General features: G+C 72.4%; 13 protein-coding genes and 1 pseudogene. 10 read left to right on the forward strand and 4 right to left on the reverse strand.

Annotated features, from left to right (window positions below; translation table 11 throughout):
* The first annotated feature begins 119 nt into the window (after nucleotides 1-119).
* The 4 genes from flhA to ACE3UN_RS11950 are packed head-to-tail and all read left to right on the forward strand — an operon-like array spanning nucleotide 120 to nucleotide 5,263.
* Nucleotides 120-2,159, forward strand: a complete 2,040-nt coding sequence (gene flhA, locus ACE3UN_RS11935) for a flagellar biosynthesis protein FlhA (protein WP_374675185.1) — start codon at nucleotides 120-122, stop codon at nucleotides 2,157-2,159.
* A gap of 2 nt (nucleotides 2,160-2,161) precedes the next feature.
* On the forward strand, nucleotides 2,162-3,679 hold the full coding sequence (gene flhF, locus ACE3UN_RS11940) for a flagellar biosynthesis protein FlhF (RefSeq protein ID WP_374675169.1): 1,518 nt from the start codon (nucleotides 2,162-2,164) through the stop codon (nucleotides 3,677-3,679).
* A gap of 31 nt (nucleotides 3,680-3,710) precedes the next feature.
* Nucleotides 3,711-4,514 carry a MinD/ParA family protein gene (locus ACE3UN_RS11945; RefSeq protein WP_374675170.1) on the forward strand — a complete coding sequence of 268 codons (804 nt, stop codon included), beginning with the start codon at nucleotides 3,711-3,713 and terminating at the stop codon, nucleotides 4,512-4,514.
* 35 nt (nucleotides 4,515-4,549) lie between these two features.
* Nucleotides 4,550-5,263 (forward strand): RNA polymerase sigma factor FliA, encoded by a 714-nt coding sequence (locus ACE3UN_RS11950; RefSeq protein WP_374675171.1) that lies wholly within the window; start codon nucleotides 4,550-4,552, stop codon nucleotides 5,261-5,263.
* Nucleotides 5,264-5,280: 17 nt separating this feature from the next.
* Here the strand turns inward: ACE3UN_RS11950 and ACE3UN_RS11955 are convergent, their stop codons facing one another.
* Nucleotides 5,281-5,718 (reverse strand): DUF2214 family protein, encoded by a 438-nt coding sequence (locus tag ACE3UN_RS11955; protein WP_374675172.1) that lies wholly within the window; start codon nucleotides 5,716-5,718, stop codon nucleotides 5,281-5,283.
* Between the two features lie 59 nt (nucleotides 5,719-5,777).
* Entirely contained in the window at nucleotides 5,778-6,800 is a 1,023-nt protein-coding gene (locus ACE3UN_RS11960; RefSeq protein ID WP_374675173.1) for a zinc-binding alcohol dehydrogenase family protein, read from the reverse strand.
* Between the two features lie 135 nt (nucleotides 6,801-6,935).
* On the opposite strand from ACE3UN_RS11960, the gene ACE3UN_RS11965 reads away from it, so the two are divergent.
* Complete coding sequence (locus ACE3UN_RS11965) at nucleotides 6,936-7,973, forward strand: LysR family transcriptional regulator (RefSeq protein WP_374675174.1); 1,038 nt, start codon at nucleotides 6,936-6,938, stop codon at nucleotides 7,971-7,973.
* Here the strand turns inward: ACE3UN_RS11965 and ACE3UN_RS11970 are convergent.
* Nucleotides 7,934-8,491 carry a DUF2478 domain-containing protein gene (locus tag ACE3UN_RS11970; RefSeq protein ID WP_374675175.1) on the reverse strand — a complete coding sequence of 186 codons (558 nt, stop codon included), beginning with the start codon at nucleotides 8,489-8,491 and terminating at the stop codon, nucleotides 7,934-7,936. The genes ACE3UN_RS11965 and ACE3UN_RS11970 overlap by 40 nt on opposite strands.
* Nucleotides 8,492-8,648: 157 nt before the next feature.
* Here ACE3UN_RS11970 and ACE3UN_RS11975 point away from each other — a divergent pair, with 157 nt between their 5' ends.
* From ACE3UN_RS11975 to ACE3UN_RS11995, 5 genes are all read left to right on the forward strand, one after another.
* Entirely contained in the window at nucleotides 8,649-8,897 is a 249-nt protein-coding gene (locus ACE3UN_RS11975) for a chaperone NapD (protein WP_374675176.1), read from the forward strand.
* Between the two features lie 12 nt (nucleotides 8,898-8,909).
* On the forward strand, nucleotides 8,910-11,447 hold the full coding sequence (gene napA / locus ACE3UN_RS11980; RefSeq protein ID WP_374675186.1) for a nitrate reductase catalytic subunit NapA: 2,538 nt from the start codon (nucleotides 8,910-8,912) through the stop codon (nucleotides 11,445-11,447).
* Nucleotides 11,448-11,522: 75 nt separating this feature from the next.
* Entirely contained in the window at nucleotides 11,523-12,374 is an 852-nt protein-coding gene (napG, locus tag ACE3UN_RS11985; protein WP_374675177.1) for a ferredoxin-type protein NapG, read from the forward strand.
* On the forward strand, nucleotides 12,371-13,258 hold the full coding sequence (gene napH, locus ACE3UN_RS11990; RefSeq protein ID WP_374675178.1) for a quinol dehydrogenase ferredoxin subunit NapH: 888 nt from the start codon (nucleotides 12,371-12,373) through the stop codon (nucleotides 13,256-13,258). The genes napG and napH overlap by 4 nt, the downstream gene beginning before the upstream one ends.
* A 2-nt stretch (nucleotides 13,259-13,260) precedes the next feature.
* Nucleotides 13,261-13,746 (forward strand): nitrate reductase cytochrome c-type subunit, encoded by a 486-nt coding sequence (locus tag ACE3UN_RS11995; protein WP_374675179.1) that lies wholly within the window; start codon nucleotides 13,261-13,263, stop codon nucleotides 13,744-13,746.
* 21 nt (nucleotides 13,747-13,767) lie between these two features.
* Here ACE3UN_RS11995 and ACE3UN_RS12000 read toward each other — a convergent pair.
* Nucleotides 13,768-14,043: pseudogene (locus ACE3UN_RS12000) on the reverse strand (hypothetical protein); the annotation flags it as partial.

Genomic DNA, 14,043 nt, shown 5'->3' on the forward strand with positions numbered 1-14,043 from the left:
TCCGGGCCGGCCGGCAACATCCTGACACCCGCCCCCCGTCCGTCCGCACTCACCTTCCGCCTGCCGTGAACCCCCTCGCCCTGCAGCTCCAGTCCTGGTTCGGTGGCCAGAACGCCGCGATGGTCAAGGCCCTGATGGCCCCGGTGTTCATCGTGCTCATCCTGGCGATGATGGTGCTGCCGCTGCCGGCCTTCGCGCTGGACCTGCTGTTCACCTTCAACATCGCGATGTCGCTGATGGTCATGCTGGTGGCGGCCAACATGATCAAGCCGCTGGACTTCGCGGCCTTCCCCACGGTGCTGCTGGTCACCACGCTGCTGCGCCTGTCGCTGAACGTGGCCTCCACCCGCGTGGTGCTGATCGAGGGCCACACCGGCCCGGGCGCCGCGGGCAAGGTGATCGAGGCCTTCGGCCACTTCCTGATCGGCGGCAACTTCGCCGTCGGCCTGATCGTCTTCGCCATCCTGGTGGTCATCAACTTCATCGTGGTGACCAAGGGCGCCGAGCGCATCGCCGAGGTCGGGGCACGCTTCACGCTGGACGCCATGCCCGGCAAGCAGATGGCCATCGACGCCGACCTGAACGCCGGCCTGATCGACGAGGCCGAGGCCAAGCGCCGCCGCGCCGAGGTGGGCGAGGAGGCCGACTTCTTCGGCTCCATGGACGGTGCGTCCAAGTTCGTGCGCGGCGACGCCATCGCCGCCATCCTCATCCTCATCATCAACGTGGTGGGCGGCTTCATCATCGGCGTGGCCCAGCACGGGCTGTCCGCCAGCGATGCAGCCAGCACCTACGTGCTGCTCGCGGTGGGCGATGCGCTCGTCGCGCAGATTCCCGGCCTGCTCATCTCGGTGGCCGCGGCCATGGTGGTGTCGCGCGTGGGCTCCGAGCACGACATCGGCCACCAGATCCGCAGCCAGATGTTCAGCTCGCCCCGGGCGCTGGGCCTGACGGCCGGCATCATCGGCATGCTGGGCCTGATCCCGGGCATGCCGAACCTGGTCTTCCTGCTCATGGCCGGCGCGATCGGCTACTACGCCTGGTGGCTGACCCAGCGCGCCAGGCGCGAGGCGGCTGCACCCAAGACCGACACCACGCAAGCCGCCCCGGCCGCCAACGCCGAAGCCACCTGGGACGACCTGCAGCCGGTGGACACGCTGGGCCTGGAAGTGGGCTACCGGCTCATCGCGCTGGTCGACAAGGAGCGCAAGGGCGACCTGCTGGCGCGCATCAAGGGCATCCGCAAGAAGTTCGCCCAGGAGGTGGGCTTCCTGCCGCCGTCCGTGCACATCCGCGACAACCTGGACCTCAAGCCCAGCGTCTACCGCGTGACGCTGCGCGGCGCGGTGATCGGCGAGGGCGAGGCGTTCCCCGGCATGCACCTGGCCATCAACCCGGCCGGCACCGTGCCGCAGCTGCCCGGCACCAAGACCACCGACCCGGCCTTCGGCCTGCCTGCCGTGTGGATCGACGAGCGCCACAAGGAGCAGGCCCAAATGAGCGGATTTACGGTGGTTGATTGCTCGACCGTCGTGGCCACCCACCTCTCACACTTGATGCAGGTGAATGCCGCCAGGCTGCTGGGCCGTGTCGAGACCCAGGCGCTGGTCGAGCATGTGACGAAGCTGGCCCCCAAGCTGATCGAAGACGTGGTTCCCAAGATGGTCGGTATCGCGACGCTCCAGAAGGTCCTGCAGCTGCTGCTGGACGAAGGCGTGCACATCCGCGACTACCGCTCGATCATCGAGTGCCTGGCCGAGCATGCCGCGGTGGTCACCGACCCGGCCGAGCTGGCCCGCCGCATCCGCATCCAGCTGGCCCCGGCCATCGTGCAGCAGATCTACGGCCCGGCCAAGGAGCTGGACGTGATCGCGCTGGAGCCCGAGCTGGAGCGCATGGTCAACCAGGCCCTGAACTCGCCGCACGGCGCGGTGCTGGACCCGGGCGTCGCCGAGGCGCTCACCCGCCAGGCCGCCGACAGCGTGCGCAAGCAGGAGAACCTGGGCGTGCCCGCCTGCCTGCTGGTGCCCGACAGCCTGCGCGCCCCGCTGGCGCGCCTGCTCAAGCGCGCCGCCCCCCGCCTGAAGGTGCTCGCCCACAGCGAGATCCCTGAGACCCATTCGATCCGGATCGGCTCGATCATTGGAGCAACGTCGTGAACGTGAAGCGCTTTACCGCCCGGACTTCCCGCGAAGCCTTCGCCCTGGTCCGCCAGGCCTTCGGTGACGACGCCGTGGTGCTGTCCACCAAGCCCGCGCCTGAAGGCGTCGAGGTGCTGGCCATGGCGCCGGACGCGATGGCCCACATCGAACAGGTCGCCACCGACGCCCCGCGCGCGGCGGCCGCCGCGCCCGCCGGCCGCACCGGCCGGGAGAGCCTGTCGGCGCGCGTCGAGCGGCAGAACTCGCAGCCCGCCCCCGCCGGCACGCGCCGCGCGCCGGTGGCCGAGGAGGTGCACCAGGACGTCGAGCAGATGGCCATGAGCACCCTGTCGTTCCAGGACTACGTGCGCGAGCGCATGCTCAAGCGCCGCCAGGCGGCGCTGGGTGGCACCGAGGACCAGATGCCCGCCATGCCGGCGATGGCTGCCCCGGCCGCCGCCCCGCGCGCCGAGCCCGCCCGCCGCCCGATGCCGCGCGCGGCCGACACCGAGCGCGACGCCGCCCCGTCCTTCGCCGGCCTGGGCGCCGCGCCGGTGGCGCTGGACGACATGCCCGCCGCCGCGCGCCGCGAGCAGCAGGACATGATCAACGAACTGCGCTCGATGAAGGGCCTGATCGAGGAGCGCTTCGGTGCCCTGGCCTTCATGGAGAAGCTGCAGCGCCAGCCGCGCCAGGCCCAGCTCGCCCAGAAGCTGCTGGACGCCGGCTTCTCGCCCGGCCTGATCCGCAAGCTGGTCGAGGCCCTGCCGGCCACCGCCGCCGACGAGATGGTGTGGGCGCACAGCGTGCTGGAGCGCAACCTGCAGACCGCCGACCACGAGCCGGCGCTCGAAGAACAAGGTGGCGTGTTCGCGCTGGTGGGCTCCACCGGCGTGGGCAAGACCACCAGCACCGCCAAGCTGGCCGCGGCCTTCGCCACCCAGTACGGCGCGGGCAACCTGGGCCTCATCACGCTGGACGCCTACCGCGTGGGCGCCCAGGAGCAGCTGCGCACCTACGGCCGCATCCTCGGCGTGCCGGTGCACACCGCGCACGACCGCGCCTCGCTGGAGGACCTGCTGGAGCTGCTCTCCGGCAAGAAGATGGTGCTCATCGACACCGCCGGCATGGCCCAGCGCGACAGCCGCACCCGCGAGCTGCTGGAGATGCTGTCACACCGCTCGATCCAGCGCCTGCTGGTCATCGACGCCGCCGCCCAGGGCGAGACCATCGACGAGGTGATCTCCAGCTGGCGCGCCAGCACCTGCCGCGGCGTGATCCTGTCCAAGATCGACGAGGCGGTGAAGCTGGCCCCGGCGCTGGACGCCGTCATCCGCCACAAGCTGAAGATCGTCGGCGTGGCCAACGGCCAGCGCGTGCCGGAGGACTGGCACCGCCTGTCGGCCAACGCCCTGGTGCAGCGCGCCGTGCGTGCCACCACCACGCCCACCTGGCGCCTGGACAACGACGACGTGCAGCTGGTGTTCTCCGCCACGCCGCGCGGCGGCCGCGCCCACGCCGGCTCGCTGCACATCTGACCCGCCCGCACCGCCTGCACCGGACACCGTGATGCGCCCCCTGCCCCCCTTCACCACCGACGCCAGCCCCGCCGCGGCCCCGGTCGACCAGGCCGACGGCCTGCGCCGGCTGTTCGCCGCCGGCCGCCGCCAGCGCCTGGTGCCGGTGGCCTTCAACGCCCACGCCGAGGGCACGCCGGTGCTGCTGGAGCGCCTGGCCGGCGCCTTCATCGAGCTGGGCGCGCGCACGCTGGTGGTGGACGCGGCGGACAGCGCGCCGCGCGCCAACGCGCTGGCGGAAGTGGACCTCGCCGCCGCCATCGAGCCGCTGGGCACCGGCATGTCCTACCTGGCTGCGCGCGGCCTGCCGCTGCGCCACGTGAACAGCCGCGGCTCCTGCGAGGCCTGGCTGGGCGCGGTGGAAGCCGCCGCCACCGAGGCCGACGTGATCCTGCTGCACGCCAATGCGCGTGACCTGGTGCGCCTGCTGGGCCGCCGCGAGGTGCGCCCGGTGCTCGTGACCACGCTGGACCCGGCCAGCCTGACCGACGCCTACGCCTCGATGAAGCTGCTGGCCCAGCGCAGCGGCCTGATGACCTTCGACCTGCTGACCGGCATGACGGGCACGCCCAAGGCGGCCCAGCGCATCGCCGAGCGGCTGGCCAGCTGTGCCGACAGCTTCCTCGGCGCCGTGGTGCGCGAGGCCGTGTGGCTGGACCGCCGCGAGCCGGTGGATGCCCCGGCCACGCCGGCGCTGGCCCGGCTGGCCGCGCACCAGCTGGCCGACATCGACACCCCCGACAGCGGCTTCGGCCTGCCCGCCTTCGGCGCGGGCGCCGAGCTGCACGCCTACTGATTCCTGCCCAGCTGCTCTTGCCCTGGAGACCGCTCATGTACACCGCCACCGGCCGCCTCGACGCCAACGCGATGCTCAAGCAGTACAGCCCGCTGGTGCGCCGCCTGGCCCACCAGATGATCGCCAAGCTGCCGGCCAACGTGGAGCTGGACGACCTGATCCAGGTCGGCATGATCGGCCTGCACGACGCCATGGGCCGCTATGACGCGGAGCAGGGCGTGCAGTTCGAGACCTTCGCCACCCAGCGCATCCGCGGCGCCATGCTCGACGAGCTGCGCGGCAGCGACTGGATGAGCCGGGGCAACCGCCGGCAGCAGCGCGAGATCGAGGCCGCCGTGCACCGCCTGGAGCAGAAGCTCGGCCGCGCCCCGCAGGAAAGCGAGATCGCCAAGGAGCTGGGCGTGTCGCTCACCGAGTACCAGGACACGCTCACCAAGGTGCGTGGCACCCAGCTGGTGTACCTGGAGGACATGTCCGGCGAGGAAGGCAGCGACGACTTCCTCGACCGCCACGTGGCCCAGGAAGACGCCAACCCGCTGGCCCAGCTGCAGGACCACCGCATGCGCTCGGCGCTGGTGGAGGCCATCAAGAAGCTGCCCGAGCGCGAGCAGTACGTGATGAGCATGTACTACGAGCACGACATGAACCTCAAGGAGATCGCCGCCGTGCTCGGCGTGACCGAGTCGCGCGTGTGCCAGCTGCACAGCCAGTCCATCGCCCGGCTGCGGGTGAAGCTGCGCGAGTGGTGAGGCGCTGACGCCGGGGCTCAGTGCCCCAGGCCGCGGGCCATCAGGGCCGCCAGCAGCGGCATGAGCGCCAGCAGGCCCAGCTGCGCCAGCAGCCAGGGCCGCAGCGCATGCACCGCCAGGGCGTCCGGCAGCGTGCTCTGGCGCCGCCAGCGCAGCACCGTGCGCGTGGGCCGCACCGACAGCACGCCCACCAGCGCGAAGGCGCCGAGCTTCATCCAGAAGAACGGGTTGTGCAGGTAGAAGGCCCAGCCCTTGGCGCCGAAGGCCAGGCGCAGCGCGCCGGCCACGATGACGACCAGCGCCAGCGCGCCATAGGTGGCGTCCAGCCGCGCCAGCAGCCGCAGCCGCTGGCCCGTGGGCACGCAGTCCAGCAGCACCAGCTCGGCGATGAGCATGGCCACCAGGCCGAACACGGCCAGGTGGTGCAGCGTGGCAAGCAGGGCATCCAGCAGCATCGTTCCCATTTCCCTCCAGGCGCGGGAATGTAGCGCCGGATGCCGCGGGCGCCCAGCCCTCAGCCGGGGAACCCCCCGAGCACGATCTTGCCCACGGTGCGGCCCGACTCCACCTGCGCGTGCGCCTCGCGCAGCGTGTCCACGCCCAGTGCACCGAGATGGCGCGCGCGCGTGCTGCGCAGCACGCCCGCGTCGGCCAGCGCGGCCACCTCGTCGAGCAGCGCGCCCTGGCGGGCCATGTCGGCGGTGCCGTACAGGCTGCGCGTGAACATCATCTCCCAGTGCAGCGAGAGCGACTTGCGCTTGAGCGCCCGCACGTCCAGGCCCTGCGCCAGGTCGTCGATGAGCGCCAGCCGGCCCTGTGGCGCGAGCGCCTCCACCAGCGCGGCGTAGTGCTGCTCGGTTTGCGTGAGGCTGGCCACGAGGTGCACGGGGCCCAGGCCCGCCTCGGCCAGCGCCTGGTCGAGCGGGCGGCTGTGGTCCACCACGTGGTGGGCGCCCATCTCGCGCACCCAGGCGGCCGATTCGGGCCGCGAGGCGGTGCCGATGACCTCCAGCCGCGTCAGCCGCCGCGCCAGCTGCACCAGCACGGAGCCCACGCCGCCGGCCGCGCCCACCACCAGCAGGCGCTGGCCGGCCCCGCCGTCGCGCGGCACGCCCAGGCGGTCGAACAGCAGCTCCCAGGCGGTGATGGCCGTCAGCGGCAGCGCCGCGGCGTCGTCGAAGCCCCAGCTCGCGGGCATGTGGCCGACCAGGCGGTGGTCCACGAGCTGGCGCTCGGCGTGGCTGCCCGGGCGGTCGATGGCGCCGGCATACCAGACGCGGTCGCCGGCGGCGAAGCCGCTGACGGCATCGCCCACGGCCAGCACGGTCCCGGCGGCGTCCCAGCCCAGCACGCGGGCGTCGGCGCCCTCGGGCAGCGGCATGCCGGCGCGCACCTTCACGTCCACGGGGTTCACCGAGACGGCACGCACGCGCACCAGCAGGTCGTGCGGGCCGGGCACGGGGTCGGGGCGCTCGATGAGCTCGATGGCGTGGGCATCGGACAAGGGGGCGGGTCGGCGGTGGGCGAAGGCCAGCATGGCGGTTCCTTTCGGTGCGAAGGGGTTGTCGATGGCCGGCATGGTGCGGCGCAGCGCCGGCGCAAACCAGACGTGGCAGACTGCGGCATTCACAAACTGGCTTTGTCGATGCGGCGAAGCCCCCGCCTGCCTGCCATGGTGCGACGCTCCGCCCTGCCTGCCCTGCCCCCGCTGGAGCTGCCCAGCCTGCGCCTGGCGCTGCGCGTGGCCGAGCTGGGCAGCGTGGCCGCCGCCGCACGCGAGGTGGATTGGCTGCCGGCCACCGCCACCGCCGCCATCCGCCGCCTGGAGGCGCAGCTGGGCGCCACGCTGTTCACGCGCAGCACGCGCGCGCTCAAGCCCACGCCCGAGGGCCAGCTGTTCCTCGAGCGCACCCGCCATGCGCTCGCGCTGCTGGACCAGGGCACGGCCGAGCTGCATGCGCCGCTCAGCCAGGTGCGTGGCACGCTGCGCCTGGCGGTGTCGGTGGACCTGGGGCTCACGGTGCTGCGCCCGCTGCTCGACGAGTTCCTGGCCGCGCACCCGGCCCTGCAGCTGGACATGCAGGTGAGCGACCGCCTCAGCGACATCGGCCGCGAGCCCGCCGACGCCGCCCTGCGCTACGGCCCGCCGGCCTCGGGCGAGCAGATCGTGCGGCCGATGGCAGACAACACCGCCGTGCTGGTGGCCTCACCCGCCTACCTGGCCCGCGCCGGCACGCCGCGCAGCGTGGCCGAGCTGTCCACCCACTCCGGCATCGCGCTGCGCCTGGCCAGCCGCCCGGGCCAGCGGTGGTCACTGCGCCAGGAGGGGCAGGCCGTGCAGGTGCAGCCGCGCTGGCAGCGTGCCGCCGACAACGGCCTGCTGGCCCGCCTGTGGGCGCTCGATGGCCACGGCATTGCGCTGAAATCGCGCCTGGACGTGGCCGACGACCTGCTGGCCGGGCGGCTGGTGCGCGTGCTGCCCGGTGTGCAGAGCGACGACTACCCGCTGCACCTGGTGTTCGCCCGCGGCACCCACCTGAGTGCGCGCATGCGGGCGCTGGCCGATTTCCTGCGGCCCCGGCTGCAGGCGCGGGCGGCGTCGGTCACCGACGAAGCGCTCTTGCGCTTGGCCGCACCCGGCGCCGCGCCCCCGCGCCGCCGTCGCCCGCCTCAGCCGCGCGCCGCCACCGCGCGCCCGGCCAGCGCCTGATCCACCCACGCGCGCACGGCCGCCGGCTCGGCCGGCAACAGCGGCGCACCGCCCGAGAAGCGCTGCCAGGCGTCCATGCGCCGCGTCGAGACCATGGTCAGCACCGGCACACCCTCGGTGACCAGCGCGAGCATCTCGTCGGCGAAGCCGCTGCCCTCGGCCTCCAGGCCGCCGAAGCGGTTGACGACCACCAGCTCCGGCCGCTCGGCCAGCGCCGCGCGCAGCACCTCGCTGGCGCGGGCGAAGCCCTGCGGGTCGCTGCGACAGGAGCTGGCGCCGCTGCCCAGCGCCTGCGAGACGGGGTAGTGCACACCCGTGTGCAGGTCCACCAGCACCATGTCGCCCGCGCAGCCCGCCTCGGGCTGCGGGTAGGTCATGAGCAGGCCGCGCACCTGGCGGCCCTCGTGGCGCAGCGTGGCCACCAGCTCGGCCAGCAGCGCGTCGCCGTCGACATGGCCTTCGTCGAACACGGCGGCGAGCGCGGGCGCCGAATCGGCCTCGGGTTGATGCGGGTCCATGCGGCGATTGTCTGCCCGGCAGGGCGGGGAAAAACCTAAACCGGATCAAGGTTTTCGGGCGACGAGGGGCCTAGCGTGCACCCGTTGCGTGGCCGAAAGCCGCCCCACCGTCGGGGTGGCGGGCCCGCCACCTACCGTGGGAACTTCAGGAGCCGGCATGCACATCAGCAGCCTCATCGTCGACGCGCGTGCCGATCTGGCCGCCGAGCTCCGGGACACCCTGGCCACCTGGCCCGGCGTGGAAGTCCACGCCCTCACCCCCGAAGGGCGTCTGGTCCTCACCCTCGAGACCGACACCGACGCCCAGACCACCGACCTGTACGCACGCATCGGCACCGCCCGGGGCGTGATGTCGCTCGCGCTGGTCTATCACCACTTCGAACCGGAAACCGAACTGGAGGCCTGAATGGAGTTCCCCCTGGTGTTCACGCGGCGCGAGTTCATCAAGTCCAAGGCGGCCGCGGCCGCCGCGTCCGTGGCGGGCGTGTCGCTGCCCGCGGCCGCCGTGGCCGCCGTCGGCGGCGACGGCATCCGCTGGGACAAGGGCGTGTGCCGCTACTGCGGCACCGGCTGCGGTGTGCTCATCGGCGTCAAGGACGGCAAGATCGTCGCGACGCAGGGTGACCCCGAGGCCCCGGTGAACAAGGGCCTGAACTGCGTCAAGGGCTACTTCCTCGCGAAGATCCCCTACGGGCAGGACCGCCTCACCCAGCCGCTGCTGCGCATGAAGGACGGCCGCTACGACAAGAACGGCGAGTTCCAGCCCGTGAGCTGGAAGCAGGCCTTCGACGTCATGGAGGAGAAGTGCAAGTCGGCGCTCAAGGCCAAGGGGCCCACGTCCGTCGGCATGTTCGGCTCGGGCCAGTGGACCATCTGGGAAGGCTATGCGGCCAACAAGCTGATGAAGGCCGGCCTGCGCAGCAACAACCTCGACCCCAACGCGCGCCACTGCATGGCCAGCGCGGTGTTCGGCTTCATGCGCACCTTCGGCGCCGACGAGCCCATGGGCTGCTACGACGACGCCGAGCATGCCGACGCCTTCGTGCTCTGGGGCTCGAACATGGCCGAGATGCACCCCATCCTGTGGAGCCGCATCACCAACCGGCGGCTCTCGGCGCCGCACGTGCGGGTGCACGTGCTGTCCACCTACACGCACCGCTCCTGCGAGGTGGCCGACGCCGAACTGATCTTCAAGCCGCAGACCGACCTGGCGATCCTCAACTACATCTGCCACCACATCATCGAGTCAGGCGCGGTGAACGAGGCCTTCGTGAAGAAGCACGTGGCCTTCCACAAGGGCGTCACCGACATCGGCTACGGGCTGCGCCCCGGCCACCCGCTGGAGCAGCAGGCGAACAACAACGGCTACCCCGGCCCCGACGGCAAGCCGCGCGGCAACCCCGGTGCCAGCACGCCCATCACCTTCGAGGAATTCAAGCAGTACGTCTCCACCTACACGCTGGAGTACACGGCGCGCCTGTCCGGCGTGCCGCAGGACAAGCTGCTCGCGCTGGCCAAGGCCTACGCCGACCCGAAGACCAAGGTCACCAGCTACTGGACCATGGGCTTCAACCAGCACACCCGCGGCACCTGGGTGAACAACATGATCTACAACGTCCACCTGCTGGTGGGCAAGATCAGCGAGCCCGGCAACAGCCCCTTCAGCCTCACCGGCCAGCCCAGCGCCTGCGGCACCGCGCGCGAGGTGGGCACCTTCGCCCACCGCCTGCCGGCCGACATGCTGCTGGCCAACCCCGAGCACCGCGAGAAGGCCGAGAAGATCTGGAAGCTGCCGGCCGGCACGCTGCGCGGCGAGCCCGGCTTCCACGCGGTGCAGCAGGACCGCATGCTCAAGGACGGCGTCCTCAACTTCTACTGGACGTCCACCACCAACAACATGCAGGCCGGGCCCAACCTGAACCAGGAGCGCTACCCCGGCTTCCGCGACCCGCGCAACTTCATCGTCGTCTCCGACTGCTATCCCACGGTCACGGCGCTGGCCGCCGACCTCATCCTGCCCTCGGCCATGTGGGTGGAGAAGGAAGGCGCCTTCGGCAACGCCGAGCGACGCGGCCAGTTCTGGCGCCAGCAGATCAAGGCGCCCGGCGAGGCCAGGAGCGACCTGTGGCAGTACCTGGAGTTCAGCAAGCGCTTCACCACCGACGAGGTGTGGCCCGCCGAGCTGCTGGACAAGGCGCCGGCGCTCAAGGGCAAGACGCTGTACGAGGTGCTGTTCGGCAACGGCCAGGTGAACGCCTTCGGCAAGGCCGAGACGGCGAAGGTGAATGCCCATGCCTGGGCCGGCTACACCAACGACGAGGCCGAGGCCTTCGGCTTCTACGTGCAGAAGGGCCTGTTCGAGGAGTACCGCCAGTTCGGCCTGGGCAAGGGCAAGGACCTGGGCGAGTTCGACACCTACCACCGCGTGCGCGGCCTGCGCTGGCCCGTCGTCAACGGCAAGGAGACGCTGTGGCGCTACCGCGAGGGCTACGACCCGTACATCAAGCCGGGTGAGAGCCTGAAGTTCTACGGCAAGCCCGACGGCAAGGCCGTGGTTTACGCCCTGCCCTACCAACCCGCGGCCGAGCCGCCCGACGCCGAGTTCGACCTGTGGCTGTGCACCGGCCGCGTGCTGGAGCACTGGCACACCGGCAGCATGACGCGCCGCGTGCCCGAGCTGTACAAGGCCTTCCCCGACGCGGTGGTGTGGATGCACCCCCAGGACGCCGACAAGCGCGGCCTGAAGCACGGCGACGCGGTCAAGGTGGCCAGCCGGCGCGGCGAGATCGCGCTGCGGGTGAACACCCGCGGCCGCAACAAGGTGCCCGAGGGCCTGGTGTTCATCCCGTTCTTCGACGAGCACCGCCTGGTCAACAAGCTGACGCTGGACGCCACCTGCCCCATCAGCAAGGAGACCGACTACAAGAAGTGCGCCGTGAAGGTGATGAAGGCCTGAGCCGCACCTCCGTTCCGCCTGAGCCGCACCTCCGTTCGGCCTGAGCCCGTCGAAGGCCCCTGACCGCCACGCCCCATGACCCCCGAACGCCGCCAGTTCCTCGCCGACGCCGCCCGCCTGGCCTGTGGCGCGGGCGTGGTCGGGCTGGGCCTGGCGCTGCACGCCCGCGGCGCGCGCGCCCGGCCGCCGCAGGCGCTGCGGCCGCCGGGTGCGGCCGCGGACGACGCGGCGTTCCAGTCGGCCTGCGTGCGCTGCGGCCTGTGCGTGCGCGACTGCCCCTACGACATCCTGGCGCTCGCGCCGCCGGCCCACCCGGTGGCCACCGGCACGCCCTTCTTCGTTGCGCGTGCCAAGCCCTGCGAGATGTGCGAGGACCTGCCCTGCGTGAAGGCCTGCCCCACCGGGGCACTCGACCCCGGCCTCACCGAGGTGACGGCCTCGCGCATGGGCCTGGCCGTGCTCATCGATCACGAGAACTGCCTGAACCACCTGGGCCTGCGCTGCGACATCTGCTACCGCGTGTGCCCCGTGATCGACGAGGCCATCACGCTGGAGGAACAGCGCAACCCGCGCACCGGGCGCCACACCCTCTTCCTGCCCACGGTGCACGCCAGCGCCTGCACCGGCTGCGGCAAGTGCGAGCGGGCCTGCCCGCTGCCGGTGGCGGCCATCAAGGTGCTGCCGGTGGCCCTGGCGCGCGGCGAGGCCTCGGCCCACTACCGCCTGGGCTGGGAGGAGCAGCGCGCCGCCGGCGCCCCGCTGGCCGCGCCCGAGCCCGAGCACCAGTACCACCTGCCCGAGGGCATGCGTTATGTGCCCGGCCAGGGCCTGGAGGGTGAGGCCGCGAGCGGCCCGGCCTCCGCGACACCCACGCCGTCCGCGGCCCCGGCAGCAGTGCCCAAGGCGCTGCAGGGAGACCGGCTGTGAGCGCCACCCGCCGCCCCGCCATCGGCGCCGAGGCGCTCGCCGCCAAGGGCTGGTGGCGCACCCAGCGCTTCCTGCTGCTGCGCCGCCTGACGCAGGCCGCCGTCCTGCTGCTGTTCCTCAGCGGCCCGGGCTGGGGCGTGTGGATCGCCAAGGGCAACCTGGCCAGCAGCCTCACGCTGGGCGTGCTGCCCCTGACCGACCCCTTCCTGCTGCTGCAGTCGCTGGCGGCGGGCCACACCCTGGCCACCACCGCGCTGGTCGGCGCGGCCATCGTGGGGGTGTTCTACCTGCTGGTCGGCGGGCGGGCGTACTGCGCCTGGGTCTGCCCGATGAACGTGGTGACCGACACCGCCGCCTGGGCGCGCCGCCGGCTCGGCTTGCGCAGCGGCGCACGCCTGTCGCGCGGCTGGCGCTGGGCCCTGCTGGCCACGGCGCTCGCCAGTGCCGCCGCCACGGGCACGCTGGCGTGGGAACTGGTGAACCCCGTCACCGCGCTGCAGCGTGGCCTGCTCTTCGGCATGGGCGCGGCGTGGGCGCTGGTGGCCGGCGTGTTCCTGTTCGACCTGTTCGTGGTGCCGCATGGCTGGTGCGGCCACCTCTGCCCCATGGGCGCCACCTACGCCCTGCTCAACCGATTCGCGCTGCTGCGCATGGTGGCCCGCCGCCGCGAGGCCTGCCACGACTGCGCCGACTGCTACGCGGTGTGCCCCGAGCCGCTGATCCTGAAACCGGCCCTCAAGGGCCGCGGCACCCCGGTGGTCACCTCGATGCACTGCACCCAGTGCGCGCGCTGCCTGGACGTGTGCTCGAAGGACGTCTTCACCTTCGGCACCCGCTTCGCCGCCCCCTCCGAACCCCAGAACGACACCCGCCCGAGGAACTGACGATGAGAAAGCCTGCCCTGCTGCTGCTCGCCGCGGCCACCGCTGCCCTGCTGATCGGATGCGCCACCACGTCGGCCACCCTTTCGGCCCCGTTCTCCGGCGTGGCCAGCCTGCGCGGCGCCGATGCCGCGACGCCGGACCATGCGCCGGCCGAGGCCAAGGCCTACAGCGGCCGCCGGCCGGGCTCGCAGCAGCCCATCGCGCGCACCTACGACGGCCAGCCGCCGCTGGTGCCGCACGCCATCGACAACTTCGACGAGATCACGGTGGACGACAACCAGTGCCTGGAGTGCCATGCACCGGCCAACGCTGCCAAGAAGAGTGCACCGAAGCTGGCCGATTCGCACCTGGCCGCCGACCGCCTGGCCGTGCGCATGGAGCGCTACCAGTGCAACAGCTGCCACGTGCCGCAGGTGGACGCGCCCCCGCTGGTGGGCAACCGCTTCGCCGGCCACCTGAAGGCGCCGTCGGCCGCCCCGGCCAGGTAGCGCCGGCACCCGGCACGGGCCTCAGGGGCAGCGCAGCACCGACCCCTGCACCGTGCAGGGCCCGCTGGGGCCGATGAGCTGAGGCCCCACCTTCTGCAGCCGTGAGCCGTCGCTGGCCCAGCAGCCGGTGGTGTCGCAGGCCAGCACGGTGGTGGGTGGCCGGGGCGGCGCGACCAGCGGCCCGGGCGGCGGCAACGGCGCGGCCGGCCCGGCCGCGCCCGTGCCCAACCCCGGGGCCGGTGCGGGCAGCGAGGGCCCCGGCACCGGCGCGACCCGCCCGGCGGGGGCCGCCGGCCC

Source organism: Ideonella sp., from assembly GCF_041918995.1.
In the GTDB taxonomy this organism is placed as follows: domain Bacteria; phylum Pseudomonadota; class Gammaproteobacteria; order Burkholderiales; family Burkholderiaceae_C; genus Ideonella.